Consider the following 26,628-nt stretch of genomic DNA (forward strand, 5'->3'; position numbering starts at 1 on the left):
CTTCACGGAAAAGGTCGGTTATGCGCATTTTCTCCGCGTTCCCCGAGGGTCTGGCGCCTGCCCTGATCGGCGTCCTGCTGCTGCCGCTGGCGGCAATGGCCGGTATCACCGGCAAAATTGCCGGGCAGGTGACGGACGCGAAAACCGGTGAGCCGTTGCCGGGCGCCACCGTGATCATTCGCGCGCAAATTATTGACGGCCGTGAAACCGCGCTGCAGCCCGTGCAGGGCACCGGCGCCGATGGCAAGGGTCGCTACTTCCTCATCAATGTGCGGCCCGGACAGTATGTGCTGGAAGCCTCGGTGATCGGCTACCAGCGGGTGGTGAAGCGTCCCATCCGCGTCGAAGTTGATCGCACCAGCACGGTTGATTTCGCTTTGCACGAGGAAGCGCTCGCCGGCGAAGAGGTGGTCGTCACCGCCGAACGGCCGCTGGTGGTCAAGGATCTCACTTCCTCCTCGGCAAAAGTTTCGGGGGAAGATCTCAAGGCGCTGCCGGTCGAGGGATTTCAGGAGGTGCTCACCCTGCAGGCGGGCGTGACACGTGGTTTGGGCGGCGATCTCCACATTCGCGGCGGCCGCAGCAGCGAGATTCAGTTTTATGTCGATGGCATCGCCATCGCCAATCCCTTCAGCAACAGCCTGGCGGTGCCGGTGGAAAACAATGCGATCCAGGAGCTGGAGGTGATCAGTGGCACCTTCAATGCCGAATACGGCCAGGCGATGAGCGGCATTGTCAACATCGTCACGCGTGAGGGCTCCGAAAACTATCGCGGCAGTTTTTCGGCCTATGCCGGCGACTTCCTGTCGCGCCGCGACGAAATCTTTTACAACATCGGCAGGATTGACCCGCTGGCGCAGCGCTATGCGGAAGCCGATCTCAGCGGCCCGCTGTTTACGCCCAAACTCAAGTTTTTTGCCTCCGGCCGGTTCACCGACCAGGAGAATTGGCTTTATGGCCGGCGCGTGTTTCTGCCGGGCGATTCATCCTCCTTCCGCGCCACCGATCCCAGCCAGTACTATCTCGAACGGCGCGGCGACTCCTCGGCGGTACCGATGAATCCTTATCGCAGCCTGTCGGGACAGGTCAAGCTCACCTGCAACCTCACGGCAAAATTCAAACTGTCCTACAATCTGCTCGCCAGCACCAGCAAAGGCCAGAGCTACAGCAATTTTTACCGCCTGAATCCGGATTACCGGCCGACGAGCTACACCCGGGCCTTCAACCACATGTTCCGCATCGACCATGTGCTGGGCCGGCGCGCGTTTTACACGCTCAATCTCGCGGTCTATGAAAACGATGTGAAGAGCTACGTCTACCAAAACCCGTTCGATCCGCGTTACCGCACGACCTTCGAGCGCGGCGTGCAACCGCAGTTCGTCTTTTCCACCGGCGGCGTCAGCCCCTCGCATTTCTACCGCAATGGCAGGAGCTATGCCCTGCGCGGTGATTTTACCCTCCAGGCCAACCATGCCCATCTTCTCAAAGCCGGTGCCGAGCTGCGCTATCACAAGCTGAAAAACGAATTCTTCAATGTCGAAGTCAATCCGCGCAAATACGGCGATTATGCCGTGCGCATACCGCCGCTGAGTTCCTTCGACCATGATGCCTATCAGCGCGATCCGCTGGAATTTGCCGCCTACCTGCAGGACAAGATCGAGATCAAAGACCTGATCGTGAATGCCGGGCTGCGTTTCGATTATTTCGATGCGCGCGCCCGCGTGCCGGTGGATTTGCGCGACCCCGGCAACAAGATCTTCACCCGCGAGCAAGCGCTGGCTTACCGCCGTGTCAAAGCGAAGACCCAGGTCTCGCCGCGTTTGGGGCTGGCGTTTCCCATCACCGCCCAGGGGGTCATCCATGCCTCCTACGGCCAGTTCTTCCAGATTCCCGAATTCAGCCGCCTCTACGACAATCCCGAGTTCGAAGTGGTCGGTGCATACAACAGCATCATTGGCAACGCCGACTTGGAGCCGCAGCGCACGGACATGTATGAAGTGGGCCTGCAGCAGCAGCTCACCCGCTTTCTGGCCGTGGATCTCACCGGCTTTTACCGCGATGTGCGCAATCTGCTCGGCACCGATCTGCACGAAACCTATGCCGCGGACCTCTACGGCCGCTACACCAACTCCGATTATGGCAGCGTGCGCGGCGTAACGTTGTCGGCGGAGATTCGTCTGCCGGAATATCATCTCACCGGCGGCGTGGATTATACCTATCAAGTCGCCAAGGGCATCGCCAGTGACCCGCGCCAGAAGTTCTTCGATGCCCAGGGCCGCAACGAAAGCGCCATCGTACTAGCGGATCTTGACTGGGATCTGCGCCACAATGGCAACGCTTATTTGAATTATGCCCGGCCCTCCTGGGGCGGCAGTTTGATCGCCCGCCTGAATTCCGGCTATCCCTTCACCCCGGCACGCTTCATCGAACTGCGCAACGAAGGCCGGTACAAGGGCGAACTGTTTCTCGATCTGCGGGCCTACAAACGCTTTGCTCTTGGCATGGTGCGCCCCGAAATCTTCGTGAAGGTGGACAATTTGCTCGACAGCTTCCGCCGCGATCTGCTGCCGGAAATCGACCCGCGCGACGAGGCCGCGCACCGCGCCAATGGTCTTGACATCATCAACACGCGCTATCAGTTTGCCCTCAACCCGGCGGCGCAACCGGTGCCGCGTGAGGTGAAAGTGGGGGTGAAGGTCGATTTCTAAAGCGCGGCAGCACCCAGCAAGGGTTGCCTGCAACCGCGGTATCGGATGGTTCCGCGAAGGAGGCCGTGGGGCACACTCGCCCGGGGATTCCGGCAGGATGACGGCGGGGGATATGCCTGTCAAAATATCAGCGCAGTCGCGCGTGGCCTGGCATCAAAACCAAGGTGGTTGATTCCATGATGAAACGGAAAAGCATGGCGGCCGTGCCCGTGCTGCTGAGCGCCTGGGTGCTCGCCCTTCCGCTCCGGGCACAGAATGGCGGCGTCTATCTCGACCCCAATCGCAGCGACCGGCTGTTGCGCCGCGCCATGATCATGAACGCCAATCAGGTCGAGACCGACATCACCAATCACGGCACGATCGCGCGGGGCAATGACAGCCCCATCGGCGGGGTGTGGCCGCGCGGCACCGGGCACGATCACATTCACGAAATGACCGGCTTTATCGCCGCGGAAGTGGTGGACCGGAACGGCCAGACCATTCATATCATCTCGGATGGCTATCGTGATGCCGGCGGCTCCGGCGGCGAGATCGATCCGGTGACCAACATCTCCTACAAGTTTCACCCCCTGCCGGGCTACTTCAAAGTGGCGCCGGGTCAGGATGAGCTGGCCAACAGTCTCAATCCCAGCTCCTGGCCCGAGACGTGGCCGGGCAAGGACCAGACGTGGAACGGCCGCTGGAACGGCTACTTCGGCCTCAATCAAATCAACGCCGATCAGGAAGTGTTGTATGTCATGGATGACAGTTGGAACAAGGAATTTCAGTTCTATCCCTTTCGCGACCGCCCCGACTGGCGGGGCCTGGGCATGCAAATCGAAACCCGCTTGTTTCAGTGGGCCCACCCGCTCGCCAAAGACATTCTCTTCATTCATTATCAAGTTTCCAATATTGGCGAACACACCTACAACATCACGGACAGCAAAATTTTCTTTGGCGGTTATGCCGATATTGGGCCCGGCGGCCGCGGCACCACTGATGACAATGCCGCCTTCCGCAAGGAGCTCAACCTGGTCTATGGCTGGGACAACGACAACATCGGGGTGTGGCAGCGCAACCGCGAAATTCCGCCAGGCTACCTCGGCTGGAAATTTCTCGAATCGCCGGGCCTGGGCGATGACGGGGTGGACAATGACAACGACGGCCTGCTCGATGAACGCCGCGACAACGATGCCGGCAATTTGATCTTCGGACCGGTGGGAAAATACGGCGATGCCAAAGAGCACTGGAGCGGCGATGAAGACGGCGACTGGAACCCAGGCGTTGACGACGTCGGCAGCGATGGCGCCGGCCCGCTGGATGAAGGCTATCCCGGTCCGGATGCCGACGGCACCGAAGGCAACGGCCGGCCGGACCAGGGCGAGCCCAACTTTGGCAAGACCGACAACGATGAAAGCGATCAAGTCGGCCTGACCAGCTTCACCGCGCCGCTGTTCGGCACGGTCAACGTTACCGATGAAGAAGGGATGTGGCCGCGCATTCAACCCGGCTATTTCACCGTGCCGCAGCAGGCCGTCAACCAATATTGGATTTTCGGCAGCGGCCCGTTCAATCTGCCGCCGCGCAAGACCGAGCGTTTTTCCACCTGCTGGGTGTTTGGTGCCGATGAAGTGGCGTTGTTCCGCAGCGCGGAGGTGGCGCAGCGCATCTATGACTCGGACTACCGCTTTGCGCGGCCGCCACGCCAGCCCCGGCTCACCGCCATTCCGGGCAACGGCAGGGTCACGTTGATTTGGGATGAGCTGGCCGAGCTGAGCCGCGATCCCATTTATGGCCGCGACTTTGAGGGCTACCGGCTGTACCGCTCGACCGATCCGCAATTTCGTGACGCCAGGGAAATCACCGACGCGCTCGGCAACGCCCTGTTCCGGCAACCGATCGCGCAGTTCGACCTCGCCAACGGCCTGACCGGCCCGCATCCACTGCAATTCGGCGAGGAAATTGGCGCACCCACCGGCATTCATTTCTACATGGGCGACGATACCGGCCTGCAACATTACTTCATTGATGAAGACGTGATCAACGGCCGCACCTACTATTACGCCCTGACCGCCTATGACAGGGGTTATGACGACGATTTTTATGGGCGCGGCCTGGCGGACAGCCCATTCCTGTTTCGCATCACGCCCAGCGAATCGCCCGCCGCGATTACCGTGACCGACGGTGTGATCACACGGGTCGATCAAAACACGGCGGTGGTGACACCCAATCCGCCGGCTTCGAATTTGGAGCCGGGCCGCACCGACGTCGGCGAGGTGTTGCATCACAGCGCCGGCCCGGCCACCGGTACGGTCGGCATTCGCATCGTTGCCCCCGATTTGCTCAAGGACGAGAACTTTCGCGTGAGCTTCGGCACGGTGCGCGGCACCACCGTGGTTGAATATGAAACCAGCACGGTGACGGTGGTGAATGAAACCACCGGCGATACGCTGGCCGCGCGTCGCGCCATCCCGCTCAACCTCGGCACAGCCAAGTATCAGCGCGAATGGACCACGGAGTTTTTGCAAAAAGGCTTCGTCCTCACCTTCCAGAACGAATTTCCCACGCGCGAGCTGGCGCTCAGCGAATCGGGCTGGGAGGCCGGCCGGCGCACCAATCTGGTGGCCACAGTGGCGCCGCTGTTCGACACGTCGCCGTTGTGGCCGGTGTCCTTCGTGCTGGAATTCAGCGATGAGGTGGGTGTCGATACCGCCTTCACCTCGAACACTGGACGCATCACCCGGCCGGTGAATTTCAAGGTGTATGATTGGCATTCCCGCAGCCCGCTGGATTTCGTGATCAGCGAGAAAGTGGGACAGGAGGACGGCAAAATCACTGCCGGCGAGGTGGCTTATCTCGTGTTCAAGCCGACGCCCGGAGCGACGCGCTACAATCCCGCCTGGGCGGTGAAATTCGATCCGCCACTCGATGAGAATGGTTTGCCGCTGCCGGAGAGTGAATGGGTGCTGCCGCGCCGGGGCGACACTTTTGTTGTGCGCAATCGCATTCCTTTCAGCGAGCGCGACAGCTTTGTTTTCAGCACCGTTGCCGGCAGGGTGCGCGGCAATGCCCCGGCCACGGTGCTCGGCCGGGTGCGGGTGGTGCCCAATCCGTATGTCGTGGCCTCGATTCTCGAACAACAGCCCTATCTTTCGGGCCGCGGCGAACGCTTTGTGCGCTTCATCAATCTGCCGGCGCAGTGCACCATTCGCATTTACACCGTCAACGGCGATCTGGTGCGCGTGCTGCAGCACAACGGCGTGGCAAACGGCACCGAGCGCTGGGACCTGACGACCAAGGATGGCCTGGAGGTGGCGTACGGTCTCTACATCTATCACCTGGAAGCGCCGGGCATCGGGGAGCATGTGGGCAAGTTTGCGATCATCAACTGACCCCGGCTTTTCACCGCAGGACCCATCCCAATTGCTGGAGTGGATCATGATGAAGAAATTCGCGCTGCTGTTTTTGCTGCTGGCCGGCGCTGCGGGCGCGCAGACCAAAGTCGGCACCACCGCCGGTGCCTTTCTGCAGATCGGCGTGGGCGGCCGGGGTGCGGCCATGGGTGAAACCGCGGTGGCGAGCGCGGCCGATGTTTCCGCGATTTACTGGAACCCGGCACTCGCCGCCACCCTCGCCCGGGGCCAGGCCTATTTCAATCACACCACCTGGTTCGCCGACATCGACGTCAACTACGGTGCGGTGATGTTGTCTTTCGATGAGATCGGCCAATTCGCGCTGTCTTTCTACTCGCTGAATTCGGGCCAGCTCGAGATCACCACCGAGGAACGGGAGGAAGGCACCGGCCAATTGTTCACCGTGCAGGATCTCATGCTCGGCCTGACCTACAGTCGCAGTCTGACCGATCGCTTCACTTTTGGCGGCACGGTCAAGCTGATTCGGCAGGCGCTGTGGGACATGTCGGCGGCCACCATCGGTCTCGATGTCGGTCTCACGTATCGCACACCGTTCAACCCGGTGACGATCGGCATGAGCATTTCCAATTTCGGCGGCGAGATGCGGCTGTCCGGCACCAACACCGCGGTGCGTTACGATCCGGATCCGCGCGTGGGCGGCAACAATGACGGCATCGTGGCGGACCTGCGCACGCGCTCGTGGGATTTGCCCGTGACCTTCCGCGCCGGTTTCGCGTATCGCGTGCTGGAGACGCGGCTGAACCGCGTGCTGTTGAGCGGCGACGTGCTTTATCCCAACAACAACGACAATTATCTCAACCTGGGCGCAGAATACAGCCTCAACAACCTCTTTTTTCTGCGTGCCGGTTATCGCCAGCTCATGCTCGATGATGCGGAGGGCGGGCTGGCGGCCGGTGTCGGGTTTCACTACAAGAACGTGCGCATCGATTTTGCCCATACCGACCGCGGCCGCCTGCACAGTCCGCAGTATTTCTCGGTGGGCGTTGATTTTTGAACGCGCCGGCCGCGGCTGACGCGGCACCGCCTGCGCTGTGTCCCAACCTTCAAACGGATCAGGTGCTCATGTCCATTCGCAACCTCCGAGTGTTGGCGCTGTGGCTGCCGGCCCTTTGGCTGCCGGCCGCCGTGCCGCTGGCGGCGCAAACCCCCGAGCTGCGCGGCGTGTGGGTGACCAATGTGGCCTCACAGGTGCTCAACTCCAAGCCGGGCATTGCCGCGGCGATGGATTCCCTCAAAGCCGCCGGCCTGAATGCGATCTTCCCCGTGATGTACAACAACGGCTACACGCTTTATCCCAGCCTCGTCATGCTCGGCGTCACCGGCGAGCTGATCGATCCCGCCTTCCAGGGCCGCGATGTGCTGGCGGAGTTGCTTGCCGAGGCGCATCGCGTCGGTCTCGAGGTGCATCCCTGGTTCGAGTATGGCTTTGCCGCCTCCTTCGGCAACAACGGCGGGCCGATCCTGGCGCGCAATCCCGGCTGGGCCGGCAAGCGCCTCTCCACCGGCGGCGCCACGGATGATGAAGCCATTGGCGGCGGCTTTTACTGGCTCAGCCAGGCGCATCCGGAAGTGCGGGAATTTCTCCTCAGCCTGATGCTGGAGGTGGTCGAGAATTATGATATTGACGGCGTGCAACTCGATCGCATCCGCTATGGCCGCGTGCACTTCGGCCGCAACCCCAATAATCAGATTCTACCCTCCGATTTCGGGTATGATGATGCCCATCTGGCACGCTATCGGGCCGAGCACAACGGGGCGGATCCGCCCGCCAATCCCGATGACGAAAACTGGCGCCGCTGGCGTGCCGGTTTGCTGAATGAATTCACCGCCGCGTTTTGCGACACGGTGAAGAAGATCAATCCCCACGTTCTGGTGTCGAATGCGCCGGTGGTGTATCCCTATGGCTATGTTTATTTCATGCAGGATTGGCCTGCCGCCGTGCGCCAGGGCCGGCCGGATTTCGTGGTGCCGCAGATTTACCGCTTCGATCTGGTTTCCTACACCAGCGAATTGAACAACACCAAAAGCCGCCTCCCCGCCGGCTATGACGGTTTTTTTGCCGGCATGTTGATTCGCAGCGGCAGCTATCAGGCGCCCGCAAATTTGGTGGTGAGCTTTGTGGAGCAGAATCGTCGCAGCGCTGTGGCGGGGGGCGTGTTCTTTTTTTATGAAGGTATGCCGCCGATCGCGCGGGCGCTGCACCAGCAGGTGTTTCAACAGCCGGTGTCGCCGCCGTTTCGCCGGGGCTTGTGGCGGCCCCCCGCCACCATCATCGCGGAAACCGCGGCCACGGTGGAACGCACTGGCAGTTGGACTTTGCTGTCCGGCAGGGGGGATTCGAGCTATTTCAGTTTCGACAACCGGATTTTGACCGCGCGCGGCAGTTCGGGCGCCGCGCTGCGTTATTCCGCGGAAATCACCACCGCGGCACACTACGATGTCTATCTCTACCAGCCTTACGGGCCGCAACTCGCACGCGAAGTCACCGTGCGTCTGCTTGATGGCAGTGGCACGCAAATCAAGCTCAATGAGACCAACGCGGTTACGCGGGGATGGACCCTGGTGGGCACGAGTTTTCTGGCGACCGGGCTGCAAGCCGTTGCCGAGCTGACCACCGCCGGCGTGCCGGCCACGCAAACGGTGGCCGCCGATGGCCTGATGTTGGTCTTGAACCGCCAACTCAGCCCGGAAGTGGTGGTGACCGCAGTTGTCGACCAGCCTGCGCCTGCGGTGCCGTCCGCTTTTGCGTTGTGGCAAAATTATCCCAATCCTTTCAATCCTGCCACCACCATTGCCTTTGCGGTGCCGCGCCGCTCACTGCTGCGTTTGGAAGTTTTTGATCTGCAGGGCCGGCGCGTGGCCGTGGCTGCCGCGGGTGATTATCCGGCCGGTGTGCATCAGGTGACCTTTAATGCCGGACAGTTGGCCGCGGGCGTCTACTTCTACCGGCTCTCGGCCTCGGGCTGGGTTGCCACACGCAAGCTCGTGCTGATGCCTTAAGACGCATCTGCCAGGCTGGCAATGGAAAACGGACGGGCATCGTATTCCCCGGGATGAGATGAAGATTGTCCACACCATCACGACGGATGTTGCCGTGCTCGGCGGCGGCCCGGCGGGCGTCGGTGCTGGCCTGGCTGCCGTGCGCGCCGGCGCACGCACGCTGCTCATCGAACAGTATGGCTTTTTGGGAGGCATGGCGGCCGCGGCGCTGGCCCTGCCCTGGCGTTATCGCCAGGAAACCGCTTTGCTGCCGGAGTTTGAAGAAATCCTGGCGCGCTGCCGCACGCTCGGGGTTTGCGCCGCTCCCTTTCCGGATTATGCCGATGCCAATTCGCGCCTGATCCTGCTCGATCCCGAGACGATCAAATATGCGCTGCAGGAACAGGTCCTGGCGGCGGGTGTGGATTTGCTGTTGCACGCCAAAGTCATTATTTTGCGCCGCGTGCAGCAGAGGATCGTGACGGCCATCATACATTGCCGGGAAGGCGGGGTGTCGGTGCGGGCCACAGCTTTCATTGATGCCACCGGCACGGGGGCTTTTTGCCGCGGGAATTCACCGGTGCCGCTGGCCTATTCCTTCGTGGTGGCCGATCTCCCGCGTCTGCGCAACAGCGGGCAGGACCTGGGCGGCTACTTCGCCTGTTTTCTGCAGCAACGGGAGGCGCTGCAGCGTGTGCTGCCGGACCACGGGCTGGCGCGGCTGCAAGAGGAGCAGCCCGAGTTTCGTGCAGTGCAGAATGTCTGTTTCGATCCAGCCTGGCGCAGCGGCGAGCTGCTCATCCACCTGCTGTTTGCGCCGCCGGTATCGCCGGAGGAGGCGGCGGCTCTCACGCATGCGGAGCTGCGGGGGCAGGCGTTGTCGCATCGCCTGGTGGAATACTTCCGGAAGCAGGTGGCAGGTTTTGAGACCGCGCGCATTCTGATGACGCCGGCGCAAGTGGGGCTGCGGCGACCGTGGCAGGTTCCGGAAACGGTCGACGCCGGCAATCTTCTCGTGGCCGGTCGGCATGCACTGCCCCCCTCGCCGGACGCCGCCTGGACCAGCCTGGCACCGCATACGTTTGCCAGCGGTGTGGCTGCCGGACAACGGGCCGCGGCAATCGCCGGCATCTGAAGCGTCTTCAACTTCGAAATCATTTCTTATGGCGAGATTGCTCCTGCTCTGGTTGCTGCTCACTGCGGCGGTCGCCGGTGCGCAACCACAAAAACTGATCGTCGTGCTGCGCGTGGATGACATCATGTCACGCAACCTCACCATTCTGCCGCGCAGCATTTCCGCGTTCGAACAGGCGGCGCAAAGCCGCGGTGCCAAAGTCACCTGGGTGACGATTCCCCACCGGCTGATCGAATCCGCCAACCAGGATGGCATGCTCAAACGCGAACTGATCGCTTCCACCGGCCGCGGCCATGAGATTGCCATGCACGGCTACACCCATATTTGCCAGCGGTGCAGTCAATCCAGTCATGAGATGTTTTGCACCACGCACAATCTGCCGTTCACGTATGCCCAGCAGGAGAAGCTGGTGTACGACGGCCGGCAGATTCTGGCCGACAGTCTCGGCGTGCAAGCGCTCACCTTCGTGCCGCCCGGCCACCATGCCGACTCCACCACCTATCGGGTTTTGGTGGATCAGGGCTTTCGCTGGATTTCAACCAGCGGGCCGGCCAAAGTGTCTGTTGCCGGGGGCCTGTTTAACCTGCCGCCACACCGCGAATACACCTGGCAAATGGTGCCGGCAAGCTATCAAGCCCGGCTGCATCAGGCGCTGCAGGATGTGCGCAGCCTGGGCCGTGCCGACGGCTACTTTTGCCTGCTGTTCCACGATCCTTTCACGCGGCCGGGCTATGAGAATGGCCTGGTGGTGCGCTGGGTGGGGGAGGTTCTCGATTCGCTGCGTGCAGAATATGGCAGCGATCTGGTCTTTATGACACTGGCGGAGGCCGCGCAACACTTTGCCGGCCGGCTCACTGCCGTCACGCAGCACAACGCGGCCCCGCTGGCAGGTGCGCTGGTGCAGAATTATCCCAATCCTTTCAATGCGGCAACGCTGATCGAATTCCGTCTGGCGCAGGCTGCGCCGGTGCAGATGACGGTGTTCAATGCCAACGGCCAGGCGGTCGCGCAGTTGCTTGACGGCCGGCTGCCACAGGGCACCCATCGGGTTCGCTGGCAGGCCGCAGCCGCCGCCAGTGGTGTTTATTATTTGCGCTTGCAGGCGGGCGCGAGCAACACCACCTGCAAACTGCTGCTGCTCAGATGAAGGCCATGAGGTCTGCTGTCATGACTTCCATGCTGGAAAGCAAACTCGCCGGGTTGAACGAGATCCGGGTGTTGCGCACGATCTTTGAAGCCGGCCCGATATCGCGGGCCAAGGTGGCGCGGCGCTTGAATCTCTCGCGTGCTGCAGTGACACTCATCACACAAAAGCTGGTAAAGCACGGCCTGTTGACCACGGTGGGCAAGGGCGCCTCCACCGAACGCGGCGGTCGCCGCGAGGTGTTGCTCGCCATCAGCCCGCGCGCCGGTTTCATCCTGGCGGCGCAGCTCGAACGCAATTTTTTCCGCTTCGGATTGCTGGACAGCAACGCACGCCACCTCGATCAGGAAACGCAACATTATGCCCTGGGCACGCCGCCGGCACAAGTGCTCGACCGCCTGATCAAGGGCATGCAGCGCATGCTGCGCAGCCACCGGGTGCCCGCCGATCGCATTCTCGGCATGGGCGTGGGCTTGCCCGGCATTTTAGATTATGAACAGGGTTGTTTGCGGGAGGCTTACACGCTGCAGGGCTGGCAGGATTTCCCCGTGCAGCGCCATCTGAGCGAAGCGCTTGCCGTGCCGGTGCATCTCGAAAACGATGTGAAGGCTGTGACGCTGGGGGAATTCCAGTTCGGCACCGGCCGCCTGGTGCGCGATTTGATTTGCCTGTGGGTGGAAGATGGCATTGGCGCCGGCATCATCGTCAACGGCCAGTTGCTGCGCGGTGCCACCTCCAGCGCCGGCGAGATCGGCTACAACGAGCTGCCGCTCAACCAGGCGGGCGGGCGCTCCCTGCTGATCACGCCGCAACAGCACGACTGGGGCGATATCCTCTCGCATTCCAATTTGAAGGAGGCGGTGGCGCGCGGCCGTGAAGACGGCTGGGCCACCAGTCTGCCGGCGAATTGTGAAGTCGCCGACATCATCGCCGCCGCAGAATCTGGCGATCCCCTGGCCTTGCACCTGCTCAAGGACTTCGGCCGGCTGCTCGGCACGGTGTGTGTGAATCTCATCTATGCTTTCAACCCGCCGTTGATGATTCTCCACGGGCCGCTGTTCTATCGCAGCTCACTGGTGGCGGATGAAGTGCGCGCCCATGCCGTTCGTGGCCTGTTGCGCTCGCCGGTGGAGGCGGTGGATATTCGCACCGGCATGCTGGGTGAAAATGCCGTGCTGGTGGGTGCCGCCACACTGGTGCTCGAAAATCTCTTCAAAAACTCCCCCCATCACGCCGCCCTGCGTTCGGTTCCCGCCAGCGCCCGTTGACCCGCAGCGAACGATTCCCGCCAGACATCACGGTTGGCCGGTTCCAAACAATCTTCCGGAAGCAGCACATACAGCGCCCTGCCCGCGGGTGCGGTGCCAACCGCCACGGCATCGCATCGACAGAGCCGGGCCGCGACTACTGTGCACGCCAGGGCAGCCGCGCCGGCGTGCGATAGAAGGTCGCCCGCAAAGTGTCCGCCAGCTCGTCCTGATTGCGGCGCAAGCCCTCATAGAAGAAGAACACCTCGCCGGCATACCCCTGCTGCCGGTTGTAGGCGAGCGCGGCCAGCAGATAGTCCACCGGCATGCGATAATCACCGAGGTTCATCAAGATGCCGGGATGGAGCAGGCGTTGCTGAGCGGGAGTGAGGCCGATTTTCTGCGGTGCCATTTCATCCAGTGTGCGGCGATAGTCGGCGAAGCTGTAGCGATACACCTGAGGATGCACCGCATCGGCATACCCGCCGCGAATCCAGGCCGGCCAGTCCTGCAGATATTCCTCGTATGACCAGGGATAAACACTCGGTGCCCAGGAGACGATGGCCTGCGGCTTGACGGCTTTGACGGCACGATACAGGCGCTGTGCAAAGGCATTGAGTTTGTCCGCCCGCCAGCGCAACCAGGCGGGGTCTTTGGCATCCCGCGGGGGAGGCGCGCCGTGGTGTTCGGCACGATACAGGCTGTCGGTGAAGGCGGAGTAGCCGCCCTCGCTGGGATTGGCCGGCAGCCGGTCGTCGCCCTGCACCCCATCGACGGCATAATTGCGCACAACCTCCAGCACCAGCGCCAGCATGAATTCCTGCACTTCCGGATGATAGGGATTCATCCATTCGAAGCCGTTTTTGGTGAGCAGTTTGCCGTCGCGATCGCGCTCGGCCCAATGCGGTTTGCGGCGCAGCAAATGGCCACCGTTTTCCTGATAAGAGGCAGAAAAGCCGAATTCAAACCACGGGATCACGGCAAGCCCGTGACGGTGGGCGGCAGCGCTCAACTCCTGCAGCGGATCGCGATCGCCGTAACGCGGATCGATGGCCAGGCCGAACAAACTGTCCATCACCGCGCTGCGATAGGTGGTCATGGCCTTGTTCCACACCACCGGATAGACGACATTGAAATGGTGCTCCGCGAGAAAATGCATCGCGGCTTCGATGCGGGCGCGGCTGTCCAGCACCTCGCTGTCAACATTGGTGAGCCAGACGCCGCGCAGTTCGACGGGCATGGCCACGGTTTGCGCGGACAGGGAGCGGCAGGTCAGGCTCAGGATCATGAGCAGCAAAATCACAATGTGCATGTCACCCCTCTGCCTCCAGGCGAAAGCAGTCAATGCCGGCGCTCAACGCGCGGCAACATTGCAGCGCGCGGTGCTCATGGTTCAGCCCGGGGCCCCATTGCACCATGAAACGGAATTCATGAAAGCCGCCCAGCCCTGCTTCAAAATTGGTTTCCCAGTAATTCGTCATCAACCAGGCGTAAAGCTGCATGGGCTCGTTTTCCAGCCCGGGCATGCCCTGCAGCAGGCGCGGTTTGACGCGCAGATCGCCGAGTTGCATCAAGTTGCAATCGGGGGTGGCGAGGGCAATGCCGTAATCTTCCGCCACCCAGGCCAGACCCTCCTGGATGCTGTAGAAATCCGTCAGCGTGCCGGGCAGTTGATCCAGGCGCGGCCGGACCGCTGCGCCGGCCTTGTCGAGCCATAGTTGGAAAGGCCGGTCGCCGGGGGCAAACGGCAGGGCGAGGTAGAGATTTTCCGGCTCCCAGAGATGGTCTTTGTTGATGCGCACCGTCACGTCGACACGCGGTGCATGCCCGTGCGGCCGGAGTTCGACCAAAAACAGACTGGTGCCCGGCAGCGCATAGCGCAATTCTGCTGTGCTCCACACGCTGCCACTGCTGACGGCTTCCACGGCCATCAGCCGGCCAGCCGTGCGCACGACATTCACGCCTTTGCGATTGCGTCCCATGAGCTTGCGCACGTTCGTCATTTGGCTGCGCTCCGGCACCGGCGTGATTTCATAAACCGGCGTGAATGCGCCGTGCTCCCGCCGCGGGTCGAGCAACTCCACGCGCTGCTGCTTGTCGAACCAGGAGGTAATCCCGCTGTTTTCCTGCCAGGAGATGCGCACCCACGGGGTCTCCACAAAGTGGCTGCCGTGTTGCATGCCGGTTTCGGTTTGTGCCACGTCCAGAACGCCCTCCACACCCCGCAACTGAAAGCTGCTGGTCGTGTTTTCCGCCGGGGTTTTCACCGGCCGCACTTCGAATGTCTTCTCTTCTCCAGCCGCCAGCGTGCAGGCAACGCCGATCAGAACGCCGCGCGGCACTTCTTCCATCTGATGCGCCACCGGCGCGGCGGCGGACCCCTCCCAAACTGCCACGCCCTGATCGAGTTGCCGCTCGAAAAACTCGAAGTGATGCACCAGCATCTTCGCAATGTCATGCACTGCATGATCACCAGGATTCACGACGCGGTAACGCAACGGCATGTCCGGCCGCATGCCCGCGGCCCCGAGCTGGCGGCGCGCCTCTTCGAGATGGACTTGTATCCCTTCGTAAGCCGCAATCGCAAAGGCCTTCTTGCGTGCGGAAATGATCAGCGGCACCCAGTTCCAGGGATGGGAGACCGATTCCGATCCTTGAAAAGTATGCTCGGCAAACATGGTCAGGTCATATTCGACGGCGCTGCAATCTGCCGGCGTCACCTGTGGATAACGCCGGCACAACTGCCGGTAGTGGCGCAAATCGCGCTGGGCCTGCCGGAAGATTTTGGTGTACTGCGGGCAGCTTGCGGGGCCGTCCGACCACCAATCCGGCCAGTCCCCGCGATACACCGGCAGCGTGATGCCGGTGCGTCGCACGATCTGAAAGAACTCGCCCAGTGTCACCATCTGCAACCGGATGTGGCGGCCATGGGTCTCGTTCCAGCGCTGGATCATGGTAATGATGTGGCCGCTGGGAGGCGCATTGTCGTTGCGCAGGCCGGAGACCATCACCGGCACGAAGTCGAAGGGGTAGCCCTCCTGCCGCAGTCTGGCAAGGTAGCGCGGGATGCGGGTGGTGGCAATGGGCCAAACCTCGCCATACATCGCGGACAGCGGAAACTCGTCCTTGATGAGATACGTTGCGGCCGCACCCGGCATCACCCCGAGATCATTGCCAAAGTGGTAATGTTCGCCATTCCACACCAGCACGCGCTGGCCGTGCGGCGTTTCCCACCAGAAGGGGAATTGCTTGCGGCCGACGGGAAACATGCCGTGATGCGTGTGCACGCAACTGAAGAGATTTTCCACCCCGTTGTCGACCAGCGCCTGGGCGAAACCCCAACTGTAGCCGTTGATGTCGGCGGTCATTGCGGCATCGACGGGCACGCCGATTTTCCGGCCGTAGGTCGTGGCGCGTGCGATCATCCGGCGGAGGAGATCGAAATCGGGCAGTTCGGTCAGATTGAGATAGCTGGCCGACAGACCGATTTCGCCGGCTTGCAACGCCTGCTCGAAGGCCTGAATCTCCTCATGGCCGGCCTGCTGCAGGAACTTTTCCACCGGCCAGAAGGTCTCGCAGGTCCATTTGAAGCCGTCGAAATGCGGGTTGCGCCGGGCCCGGGAATCCGCCAGAATGCGCAAAGCCTGGCGGATGAAATCCACATGCCAGCGTTCGATGCGCGGCTGAAATTCGGTGTAGCCAATGTCGGTGTGGGAGTGATGAATGAGATACAGCGTGTGCGGGGCGGTGGCGTGGCGCTCGGGCATATGCGATCCTGGGGAGATGTTTGGGTCCGGCAAATCTGCGCTGAAAGATCACACGGTCCGAGTATGCAATCAAACCGCCTCAAAGTCAAGAGGGGAGGCTGGCGGCGTTGTGCGGTCTTCCGGCCGTGCGTTCAGGATTCTGCCGGCGTGCATCACCAGCGTGCGGGCACAGAATTGCCGCACCAGGGCGGCGTCATGCAAGACGATCAGCATGGTCAGATGATGCTGCTCGCGCAGGCGGCGCAGCAGGTCGAGCATGCGGCTTTGGATGAGTACCTCGAGGGAGGCAAGCGGTTCATCGGCTGCCGGGAACAGGGAACGAGTGCCAGCGCACGTGCCAGCACCACACGATGGCGCTGGCCCGCGCTGAGCTGCGCCGGCAGCGCCTCCTGGTCACGCGATGGAATTTCCACCATGTCCAGCAGTTGATGGGCACGGTGACGTGCAGCTGCGCGCGAGCAGGCCGTGGGCGAGCAGGGGTTCGCTGACCGCATTTGTGAATGCGCCGCAGCGGATTGAGCGCGGCGCCGGCATCCTGGAAAACGAGCTGGGCCTGCTGCCGGAAGTTTTGCAAGGCCGCGCCGCGCAGTGTGGCAAGCTCATGGCCTTGAAAACGAATACTGCCGGTGGTTGGCCGGAGCAGCCCGAACAAACAGCGTAGCAGGGTGTTTTTGCCGCAGCCGGATTCTCCCACTAGTGCCAACGTCTCTCCCGAAGCGATCGCCAGTGTGAAATCATGAACCACGGTTGACCCGGTACCGTCCCGGCGGCGAAAGTGAATCTCCAGATTCTCGATCTCGAGCAATGCCGGCTGGTTCATGGTGGATGTGGTGGAATCCCTCAGTACCTGAAATTTGCAATTAGATTGATCCCCTGCGCTCGAAACGCCGATTGGATTGCGACGCCCAACCACCCAGTGGGTGGTGCATAAAAAATTTTGCGGGCAACGTTGCTGTCAACTCCGGCAGGCGTGAACTGTTTTTAGTGAAGCGGCATATCGCATTTCCCGAAACTCCTTCAGGAGTGATCTGCTCGCGGAGTTTTGTGAACACGTCATCTCTCCCGGACAACAGCAAGCCAGCATGCAAAATTCAGGAAGTAACGTGTGGAGCAGCGCAGGCCTCTCTGACTGCAAACAAAGTATCTGCGCCACGCCCCCGCAGGTCACGGAGGCCTTACTTTCCTGTGGAAAATGACCTTGCTTTTGAGGGCGATTTATGGCAACTTCCGGCACTTTTCGGGGTTTTTGTACGAGCCAATTCCGCCGCGCTGTGAAATAGATGGAATTTCGCATGAAACAAAATCTCCAAACTGCCGCAGGAACTGCACGGCAGACGGGCAGCGGTCGCTCGGATGATGAGCTGCTCCAGGCGATGGCCGGGCGTGAGCAGTGGGCGCTTGCCGAGTTGTATGATCGCTATGCCGGCGTGCTCTACACGCTGGCTCTTCGGATATTGGGGGGGGCGGCGCCGGCGCAGGATGTGGTGCAGGAGGCCTTTCTCACCGCCTGGCGCAAGGCCGAATTGTATTCACAAAAGCGCGGCAGTGTGCGCACCTGGTTGATTGTGCTGTGCCGCAATCTCGCGATCGATCACTATCGCGCCAGGATGCGCCTGGCCTCGCGCCACGTGGAGCTGGAGGCGGTGGGCGAGCGGCTGATCGAGCCGGGGCAGAACCCCGCGGACCTGGCACTCGCGCTCGAAGATGGCCGCCTGCTGCAGCAGGCGATGGAGCGTCTGCCTGCGGAGCAGCGCGAGGTTATTGAGTTGGCCTACTTCCGCGGCTTGAGCCAGTCGGAAATTGCCGAACAAACCCAAACACCGCTGGGAACAGTGAAGACCCGCACGCGCCAGGCCATGTTCAAACTGCGTGAAGCTCTCCAGCAAGCGGGACGACTGGCGGGCCAGTAGCCAAAAAAATCGCTTGACTCGTGAAACAATGATATGACAACGGAACAGAATGAAATGTTGGGTGCCTATGCCCTGGGCGCCCTCGATGAGCCGGAACAAAAGACGGTGCAAGACCGGCTCAGCGGCAGCCCGGCTGCGCTGACGGAATGGGCACGGGTCATCACCGGCCTGGCTTACAGTCTGAAGCCGGTGGCGCCACCAGCCGCCCTCAAAGCGCACGTGCTGGCGGCGATTGCCGCAGAAGCTGCCGGCACAACTCCGGCCCGCGACCGCGGCACGCCGCCGTCGCCGCCGGGTGTGCAGGTTTGGAAGAAGTGGAGTGCGCCGGCGAGCCGGCCCGAGCTTTATTTGCAGCGTGCGCAGGAGGGCAAGTGGGAGGCCACTGCCGTCCCCGGTGTCGAAGTCAAAAAACTGTTTGTGGATCAAAGCCGCAGCTATGCCACCATGCTGGTGCGCATGGCGCCCGGCACCTCTTATCCCGGCCACCGCCACGCGGGCTTCGAAGAGTGCTACGTGCTGCAGGGTGATCTGCACGTGGGGGATACGGTGTTGCATGCCGGCGATTATCAGCGCGCCGAGGGCGGATCAACGCATGGCATTCAAAGCACGCAGGGCGGATGCCTGTTGTTCATTGTCTCGTCACTGGAGGACGAGCTGCTTCCCTGATCATGATCCTGCCGCCACCGGCGGCCTCGCGACTGGTTTGAGCAAAAAACTGAAGGTGTGCTTTTATTCGTACAGAGTGAAAGTGTCGCAGCCGCGATTGCATGGGCAAGACCGGGCAACTGCCTGAAGTTTGCGATGAAGGACGGGCAGGCGGGCCAGCAATCGGAGGCATGACCCGCTCACCTCGCTTCAAAGAAAAGCGATCATGTCTGACGAAAAAACACAAGCTCTCGCCGATGCCTACGTGCTCGGCGCCTTGGAGCCGGAGGAGATCGCAGAATTTGACCGGCGGCTCGCCGCCGGTGAGGTCGCGGCGGCAGAGGCGCTGGCACGGGCGCAACAACTGGCCACTGCGCTGCCTTTGGCCCTGCCAGTGCAGTCTCCCCCGCCAGAGTTGAAGCACCGGGTGTTGCAAGCCGCGGCCGGGGAGGTGCCCCCGCTTGCGGCCACGCCGGGCGGTGCAACCGTTCGCGCCCTGCCGGTGCGCTGGTTTGCCACCACGGCCGGGCGTACGCTCGCGCTGGCCGCGGGTCTTCTGCTGATCGCGGCAGGCGTCACCTCCTGGCTGTTGCAACGGCGGGCCTGGCACCGTGAAATCACAACCCTGCGCGAAGAGATTCGGCAAAAGGAAGCGGAACTGGCACAGTTGCAGCTCGCACTGGCAATGCATCATGAGCTGGCGCGGGCGCTGCACCGGCCGCGGGTCATGCTCGTCACCCTCAGTCCCACGCAGCCCAATCAACCGGGCAAAGCCACAGTGCTGTTTGATCCGGAGGCGCAACGCGCCTACTTCGTGGCGCACGACCTGCCGTCCCTCCCGCAAGAATATGATTACCAGCTCTGGCATATCGGCAATGCCGGGCCGGTGGATGGCGGCGTTTTCAATGTGGATCAATCCGGTGACGCCGTGCTCGAGGTTCGCAATCTGCCATCCACCGGTGCCACACTGACGGCATTTGCCGTGACGCGCGAACCGCGCGGCGGCAGCGTTACGCCCACACTCACGCAAATGCTGCTGTTCGGGAAAGTTTGAAATGTCCGCTTTACTCATGAAGCAAGTGAAGCAAGCCCGCCCCTGTGATGTGCCGCAATGGTGTCAGTGGACTCACCGCTCGTCCTACCGCCTGCGCCGCCGTGTCAACCCGGACCTCCTGATTGGATGAAGGTGCTTTTCGAAGAGCTCGCCCGCTTCGTGTTGTTTTGCGGCCGCTTCTTCGCCTGCCTGTGGCGCGCGCGGGAAGACTGGCGTGAAACGCTGCGGCAGATGTATGAAATCGGCGCCAAATCGCTTTTGCTGGTGGGCGTGTCCGGTCTGGCCATCGGCATGGTGCTGGCGATGCAAACCGGCAGCACGCTGGCCCGCTTTGGCGGGCGCAGCCTGCTGCCCAGCATGATTGCGGTGGCGGTGCTGCGTGAGATCGGCCCGATGATCACGGCGCTGGTGGTGGCCGGCCGCGTCGGCGCCGGCATCGGCGCGGAGCTGGGCGCGATGCGGGTGACCGAGCAGATCGATGCCATGGAAGTCGCCGCACTCGATCCTTTTCGCTATCTCGTCGTGACACGCATGCTGGCCACAACTCTCATGCTGCCGTTGCTCACGGTCTATGCCAATGCCCTGGCGCTCTTCGGCGGGTTCCTGGCCATGCGGGTGGAGGGAGGCATCTCGCTCACACTTTACTTCGATTCCGCCATCCGCTTCCTGGATTTTCGCACGGTGCTGCCGGCGCTCGCCAAAACCGCGGTGTTCGGCTTTCTCATCGGCGCGATTGCCGCTTTTCTCGGATATCACACCTCCGGCGGCACGCACGGCGTGGGGCGCAGCGCCATGCTGGCGGTGGTGCTCGCCTCCCTGTCCATCATCGTCGCCAACGTGGTGCTGGTAAAACTCACCATCATCTTTTTCGGCTAGTAAGACCGGCGCGCCGTCACCGGCCGGAAACAACATGATCACCATCACCGATTTACACAAAGCCTTTGGCACGCAACAGGTCTTGCGCGGGGTGCAGCTCACGGTCGAACGCGGCCGGATGCTGGTGGTGCTCGGCCGCAGCGGCAGTGGCAAAAGCGTGCTGCTGAAATGTCTGGTGGGCCTGCTGGCGCCGGATCGGGGCAGCATCACAATCGATGGCGAGGAAGTCGTGGGGCTGCCACCGGCCAGGCTCAATGCCCTGCGCCGGCGCATGGGCTATGTTTTCCAACATGCCGCGCTTTACGATTCCATGACCGTGGCTGAGAATCTGGCCTTTCATCTCGACCGGCAGTCGGCACTGCCGGCGGCGGAACGGCAGCGCATTATTTTGGAGAAGCTGCGTTTTGTCGGCATGGCGGAGGCCTGGAACAAGTATCCCGCCGAGCTTTCCGGCGGCATGCAGAAGCGTGTGGGCCTGGCGCGCGCGCTGGTGCTCTCCCCGGAAATCGTGCTGTATGATGAGCCGATCACCGGCCTGGATCCCATGACTGCGGCCGAGATCGATGAACTGGCGATTCGCCTGAACCGGGAAACCGGGGTCACGTCGATTGCCATCACGCACAGCCTGGAAAGCGCCCGCCGCACCGCGGATGTGATTGCCGTGCTCGACGGCGGCCGCATTGTTGCCACCGGCACGTTCCACGAGCTGTGTGACAGCACCCATCCCTTCGTCAAACAATACTTCGCGCATGCCCGCATGGGGTGAAACTCACATGAAAAGCAACAAACTCTTCTGGCTGGGGCTGTTTTCTTTTGGCGGACTTGTCCTGCTGGTGTGGGGCCTGTTTCTGCTGGGCACGAAGAAGAAAATTTTCGAGCAAACCTTTCATTTGCACTCACCCTTTGAAACTGTCGCCGGCCTGCGCGAAGGCTCGCCGGTGCGCCTCTCCGGCATCGACATCGGGGTGGTGGAAACCATCGCCCTGCCGGCCCGGCCCGGCGGCAAAGTGCTGGTGACCATGCGGCTGGATCAGGCGGCGCAGCATCTCATCCGCCGGGATGCCTACGCCGTCATCGAAACCGAAGGCCTGGTCGGCAACAAAATCGTCGCGATCAAGGGCGGCTCGCTGCAACTGGCGCACGTCGCGGACGAAGATTCCATCCGCAGCCGCAGCCCGATCGATCTCTCCGCCATTCTCCACAGCTTCGATGAAACCGCGCGCTACATGCGGCTGGTTACTGCCAGCCTGGACGGCATTACCTCCAAAATTCGCAGCGGCGAAGGCACCATCGGCAAGCTGGTCTACGATGAAGAATTCTACCAAAATTTGATTTCGATGACCGAGCGCAGCGACTCGACATTTGCCGCCGCCTTTGCCGAGACCCGCCGGCTGGGCAATCTGCTCACCAAAGTTTCCGCCTCGGTGGATTCCGTGATCAAGCGCGTGGAGCGCGGGCAGGGCACGCTGGGCGCGCTGGTTTACAAGGATGATCTCTACCAGCTCACCCATGCCACGGTCAGCGCCACCGGGGATTCCCTGCAAACCCTGTTGCACGACATGCGGCGCGGCCGCGGCCTGCTGGGCAGGATCATCTCCGATGAAACCCTCGCCGCCGAACTCGACAGCTCGGTGCGCAATCTCGCACGGTTGCACGATGAGCTGATGGAACTCAGCCGTCTCGCCCGCGCCGGCGCCTTCAGTTTCGCGGAAAACATGGAGGCGCTCAAACACAACTGGCTGTTCAAAGGCTATTTCGAACGCCGCGGCTTTTGGAACCGCGCCGAATTCGAAAAGGATTATGCCGACCGCCTGCGCGAGCTGTCCGAGCGCGAAACCCGCCTTAATGAATATGAAAAGACCCTGAACCTGCAGTTTCGCCAGGTGCAGGAGCTGCACCAGCAAGTGCAACGGCGTTTGCAGCTCGTGGAACAGTTGGAGAAAAAAATGCGCCCGCCCGAACCGCAGGCAGAACAACAGAAGCCGCAGGAGCCGCCGCCGCAACCACGCCAGCCTTGACCGCCGCCTCGTCTGCACCCGCCGCCGGATGACGGCGGCGCCTCCGCAAAAGCGGCCCCGCGGCTGTATTGTGCAGGGACAAGGCCGCGATGGCATTGTCCTCCATCTTCGCTGCCTGCCACTGCGTGCCTGGAGCAGCAGCGGCAATGACGAAATCATCAGCCACAGATCTTGCCCTATGCCCGTTCGCGATTTTCGCTTCGACACCCCCAATCAAAAATCCTCCTACGTGCGCGAGATGTTCGATCGCATCGCGCCGCGTTATGATCTGATGAACCGGATCATGACGTTCGGGCGGGACCAGGCCTGGCGGCGGCGGTTGGTGCGCCGCGCCGGGATCTCCGCCAATGCCGTGGTGTTGGACATTGCCACCGGCACCGGCGACATCGCACTGGTGGCACAAGCCGCCGGCGCGCGCCAGGTGGTGGCCGCCGATTTCAGCCGCGCGATGCTGGGCCATGCCCGCCGCAAAGCCCGCAACCGCCGGCTGTATTTCGCCGTTGCCGATGGTCTGAAGCTGCCCTTCCCGGATGACACCTTCGACGCGGTGGTCACCGGTTTTTCCCTGCGCAATGTCGCCAATCTCGATGCTTTTTTGCGCGAGATGGTGCGGGTGACCAAGCAGGGCGGCAAGGTTGCCAGCCTGGAAATCACGCGGCCGCGCAGCCGCTGGTTTCGCAGCCTTTTCTCCTGGTATTTTGGTGCGATCGTGCCGCGTCTCGGTGCGCTCATTTCCGGCGCAAAAGAAGCCTACAGCTATCTGCCGCATTCCGTTTCCGTGTTCATCACGCCGGAGGAGTTGCGCGTGCGGCTGGAGGATGCCGGTTTGCATCATGCCCGTTTCGAAACGTTGATGTTCGGCTGCATTTCCATTCATTCCGGCACCAAAATTCGCGCAAGCACCACCGCACGACCGCCGGCCGCCAGTGCCGCACGGCGGCCGGCGGTCACCTCTGCGCGCGGGTGAACCGGCCGCACGCCCACGGCGGTGGCAGGTTAAGCCTTGCAATTCAAAACTATCTTTGATATTTTCGCCCCACTTTCAAGCGACAGGAGATTGTTGTCCGTGTTGGAAAAGATCGATCACATTGGCATCGCGGTGCGCGATTTGGACGAGGCCATCAAGCGCTACACCCTGTTGATGGCGGCGCCGCCGGCGCACCTGGAGGAAGTCCCCACGCAGCAGGTGAAAGTGGCCATGTTCAACGTGGGCGCCTCGCGCGTCGAACTGCTCGCCGCCACCTCGCCGGAATCGGCCATTGCCAAATTTCTCGACAAACGCGGCGAGGGGTTGCATCACCTGTGCTTCCGGGTGGATGATCTGGCGGCGGCACTGGCGCGCGTGCAGGCCGGCGGCATGGAAGTGGTGGCGGGTGCCGGCACGGCGGGTGCCGGCGGCAGCCGCGTGGCCTTTCTCCATCCGCGCAGCGCCGCGGGCGTGTTGATCGAACTGGTGGAGCACAAGCAAGCCGGGTCCTGACCATGCCGGGTGAGCACAAATCATGAGGCGTATCCGCATCGGCATAGACGTCGGCGGAACGTTCATCAACGCCGTGGCCCTCGATACCGCGAGTTTCAGCATCATCGCGCACACCAAGACACCCACCACCCATCACGCCAACAGCGGTGTGGCACATGGCATGGTCACCGTCTTGCGCAGACTCCTGCGCAAGGGCGAGATCGATCCGGCAGAGATCATTCTGGTGGCTTACAGCACCACCCTGGCCAGCAACGCCCTGCTGGAAGGCGACGTGGCCAAGGTGGGCATCATCGGCATGGGCACCGGCTTGAAGACGCGGCGGGTGCGGCGCGAGACCAACATCAAAGACCTCGAGCTGGCCCCCGGCAAAAAGCTGCCCACATGCTACCGCTTTCTCGACACGCGCCGGAATTTTTCCACCGCCGTGATTCGGCAAACCCTCCACGAGCTGCAGGCCGAGGGCGCGCAGGCAATTGTCGCCGCCGAGGCTTTTTCCGTTGAAAACCCCCGCTACGAATTGCAAGTGCTGGACTGTGCCCGCGAACTGGGCCTGCCGGCCACGGCCACCCAGCAAATCTCCCAGTTGTACGGCCTGCGCCTGCGCACGCGCACAGCCGTGCTCACTGCCAGTATTTTACCAGTGATGCTCGCCACCCTGGAAATGATGGAGCGCAGCCTGGAGGAAGCCGGCATTCAAGCCCCCTTGATGATCATGCGTTCGGACGGCGGCGTGATGGATGTGAAGAGCATGCGTGAGCGGCCGTTGTTGACACTGCTTTCCGGCCCGGCGGCCGGTATCGCCGGCGCCCTGATGTATGCTTCGCTCACCGAGGGCATTTTTCTGGAAGTCGGCGGCACCAGTACAAACATCAGCCTGATTCACCGCGGCCAGGTGGCGGTGCACACCGCGCGCCTCGGGCCGCACCAGCTCTCCATTAAGGCGTTCGATATTCACAGCGTGGCGGTGGCCGGCGGCAGCATGATTCGCATTCAGCAGGGCCGCGTTCACGACGTCGGCCCGCGCAGCGCACATCTCGCCCGCATGCCTTACGAAGCCTTCAGCGAGACTAGCGATATTCACGAGGCCGAACCCACGCTTGCTCCGCCCCGCAGCGGCGACCCCGGTGATTACGTCTTCCTGCAACACCAGGAGAAAAAAATCGCGCTCACGCTTACCGGCGCCGCCAATCTTCTGGGATGTGTTCCGGATTACGATTATGCCCGCGGCGGTCAAAAAAATGTCGGGATGAGCTATGCCAAGCTCGGGCGGCTGCTCGATCAGGCGCCAGAGCAGATCGCGGAGGCCGTGATGCAGGCCGGCTGTCGCAAAATCGCCGAAGCCGTGCGCAGCCTGCTGAGCCACTATGAGTTGCCGCGCGAGAACCTGAGGCTGGTGGGTGCCGGCGGCGCCGCTGCCACCGTGGTGCCCTACACCGCCAGGCTGCTCAATCTCCCGTTCACGGTGGTGTTGAACAGTGCGCTCTTTTCCGCCATCGGCGTGGCGCTTGCAATGATTCGTGAAACCATCGAGCGCAGCCTGGTGAATCCCACCGAAGAAGATCTGATCAATCTACGCCAGGAGGCGGAACGCGTCGTGCTCGCCCGCGGGGCCTCGGCGGAAAGTGTCGACATCAAAATCGAAGTCGACGCGCAGCACCATCTTGTGCGCGCGATCGCCACCGGCGCCACCGACGCCCGCCTGCTGGAAAGAATCCGCCGGCCGGTCCCCGCCCACCAACGGGCGAGCGTGGCCGCCGACGCACTGGATGCCGAGCTGGCGAGCGTTCAAATGTTGGCACATACCGATTTTTTCACCGTCTATTCCGCGGTCAAAACCGTCCCCCGCTTCTTTGGGCTGCTCAAAAGCCGGCGCCAGCCCATGGTGATTGTCGATCAGCACGGTGTCGTGCGTCTCACGTTCGAGCACGCCGAAATCAGGGAAATGACCGCCGGTGAGGGCCGCCAGCGCCTGCAGGAATTTCTGGAGAAATGCACGCACTATGGCGACAGTGGCGCCTGGCTGCCGGGCATATACCTGGCAATCGGGCCGCGCCTGGTGGATTTTTCCGGGCTGGTCAGTATCAACCAAATCCTTTCCCTCGGCACCCATGAGCTGGAGCAAACCCGCGCGGATTCGCCGGTGCTGCTGGTCGCGGATCTGAAGAATTGAGGCGATGACGTGACGCGCCGGGCACCGTGCCCGCGCAAAAATACCGATGGTGAGGCAACCTGTCCGTCAACACCTTTTTTCG

Annotated in this window: 19 protein-coding genes; 17 read left to right on the top strand and 2 right to left on the bottom strand. The window is 62.1% G+C overall.

The window, feature by feature from the left end; all coding sequences use genetic code 11:
• Window positions 1–20 precede the first annotated feature (20 nt).
• The 7 genes from ONB52_19940 (at window position 21) to ONB52_19970 (ending at window position 12,647) form a co-directional block, all read left to right on the top strand.
• Window positions 21–2,708: a TonB-dependent receptor gene (locus ONB52_19940; protein MDZ7418404.1), complete on the top strand. Its 2,688-nt coding sequence runs from the start codon at window positions 21–23 to the stop codon at window positions 2,706–2,708.
• 176 nt (window positions 2,709–2,884) lie between these two features.
• Window positions 2,885–6,079: a hypothetical protein gene (locus ONB52_19945; GenBank protein MDZ7418405.1), complete on the top strand. Its 3,195-nt coding sequence runs from the start codon at window positions 2,885–2,887 to the stop codon at window positions 6,077–6,079.
• 46 nt (window positions 6,080–6,125) lie between these two features.
• Window positions 6,126–7,115, top strand: coding sequence for a PorV/PorQ family protein (locus ONB52_19950; GenBank protein MDZ7418406.1), 990 nt, complete (start codon window positions 6,126–6,128; stop codon window positions 7,113–7,115).
• A 68-nt stretch (window positions 7,116–7,183) separates the two neighbouring features.
• Window positions 7,184–9,121: a family 10 glycosylhydrolase gene (locus ONB52_19955; protein ID MDZ7418407.1), complete on the top strand. Its 1,938-nt coding sequence runs from the start codon at window positions 7,184–7,186 to the stop codon at window positions 9,119–9,121.
• Window positions 9,122–9,179: 58 nt separating this feature from the next.
• Window positions 9,180–10,235 carry an FAD-dependent oxidoreductase gene (locus tag ONB52_19960; protein ID MDZ7418408.1) on the top strand — a complete coding sequence of 352 codons (1,056 nt, stop codon included), beginning with the start codon at window positions 9,180–9,182 and terminating at the stop codon, window positions 10,233–10,235.
• 28 nt (window positions 10,236–10,263) lie between these two features.
• On the top strand, window positions 10,264–11,382 hold the full coding sequence (locus ONB52_19965) for a DUF2334 domain-containing protein (protein MDZ7418409.1): 1,119 nt from the start codon (window positions 10,264–10,266) through the stop codon (window positions 11,380–11,382).
• A 20-nt stretch (window positions 11,383–11,402) separates the two neighbouring features.
• Window positions 11,403–12,647, top strand: coding sequence for an ROK family transcriptional regulator (locus ONB52_19970; GenBank protein MDZ7418410.1), 1,245 nt, complete (start codon window positions 11,403–11,405; stop codon window positions 12,645–12,647).
• 136 nt (window positions 12,648–12,783) lie between these two features.
• Here ONB52_19970 and ONB52_19975 read toward each other — a convergent pair whose 3' ends face one another.
• Window positions 12,784–13,938, bottom strand: coding sequence for a family 10 glycosylhydrolase (locus ONB52_19975; GenBank protein MDZ7418411.1), 1,155 nt, complete (start codon window positions 13,936–13,938; stop codon window positions 12,784–12,786).
• Window position 13,939: 1 nt separating this feature from the next.
• A complete protein-coding gene (locus ONB52_19980; protein ID MDZ7418412.1) occupies window positions 13,940–16,393 on the bottom strand; it encodes a glycoside hydrolase in 2,454 nt (817 codons plus the stop codon).
• 195 nt (window positions 16,394–16,588) lie between these two features.
• Here ONB52_19980 and ONB52_19985 point away from each other — a divergent pair, with 195 nt between their 5' ends.
• From ONB52_19985 to ONB52_20030, 10 genes are all read left to right on the top strand, one after another.
• Window positions 16,589–16,822 (top strand): hypothetical protein, encoded by a 234-nt coding sequence (locus tag ONB52_19985; GenBank protein MDZ7418413.1) that lies wholly within the window; start codon window positions 16,589–16,591, stop codon window positions 16,820–16,822.
• An 863-nt stretch (window positions 16,823–17,685) separates the two neighbouring features.
• Entirely contained in the window at window positions 17,686–18,303 is a 618-nt protein-coding gene (locus ONB52_19990; protein ID MDZ7418414.1) for a sigma-70 family RNA polymerase sigma factor, read from the top strand.
• A gap of 33 nt (window positions 18,304–18,336) precedes the next feature.
• On the top strand, window positions 18,337–18,969 hold the full coding sequence (locus ONB52_19995; protein ID MDZ7418415.1) for a cupin domain-containing protein: 633 nt from the start codon (window positions 18,337–18,339) through the stop codon (window positions 18,967–18,969).
• A gap of 205 nt (window positions 18,970–19,174) precedes the next feature.
• On the top strand, window positions 19,175–20,002 hold the full coding sequence (locus ONB52_20000) for an anti-sigma factor (GenBank protein MDZ7418416.1): 828 nt from the start codon (window positions 19,175–19,177) through the stop codon (window positions 20,000–20,002).
• Between the two features lie 126 nt (window positions 20,003–20,128).
• Window positions 20,129–20,878 (top strand): ABC transporter permease, encoded by a 750-nt coding sequence (locus ONB52_20005; GenBank protein ID MDZ7418417.1) that lies wholly within the window; start codon window positions 20,129–20,131, stop codon window positions 20,876–20,878.
• A gap of 34 nt (window positions 20,879–20,912) precedes the next feature.
• Complete coding sequence (locus ONB52_20010; protein MDZ7418418.1) at window positions 20,913–21,644, top strand: ABC transporter ATP-binding protein; 732 nt, start codon at window positions 20,913–20,915, stop codon at window positions 21,642–21,644.
• Between the two features lie 7 nt (window positions 21,645–21,651).
• On the top strand, window positions 21,652–22,896 hold the full coding sequence (locus tag ONB52_20015; protein ID MDZ7418419.1) for an MlaD family protein: 1,245 nt from the start codon (window positions 21,652–21,654) through the stop codon (window positions 22,894–22,896).
• Between the two features lie 178 nt (window positions 22,897–23,074).
• Window positions 23,075–23,863: a bifunctional demethylmenaquinone methyltransferase/2-methoxy-6-polyprenyl-1,4-benzoquinol methylase UbiE gene (gene ubiE, locus ONB52_20020; protein ID MDZ7418420.1), complete on the top strand. Its 789-nt coding sequence runs from the start codon at window positions 23,075–23,077 to the stop codon at window positions 23,861–23,863.
• A 99-nt stretch (window positions 23,864–23,962) separates the two neighbouring features.
• The gene (gene mce, locus ONB52_20025; GenBank protein ID MDZ7418421.1) at window positions 23,963–24,376 is read left to right on the top strand and encodes a methylmalonyl-CoA epimerase; all 414 of its coding nucleotides are present in this window, start codon (window positions 23,963–23,965) and stop codon (window positions 24,374–24,376) included.
• A 22-nt stretch (window positions 24,377–24,398) separates the two neighbouring features.
• Entirely contained in the window at window positions 24,399–26,546 is a 2,148-nt protein-coding gene (locus ONB52_20030) for a hydantoinase (GenBank protein MDZ7418422.1), read from the top strand.
• Window positions 26,547–26,628 lie beyond the last annotated feature (82 nt).

This window comes from candidate division KSB1 bacterium (genome assembly GCA_034506255.1).
Classification (GTDB): domain Bacteria; phylum Zhuqueibacterota; class Zhuqueibacteria; order Zhuqueibacterales; family Zhuqueibacteraceae; genus Coneutiohabitans; species Coneutiohabitans thermophilus.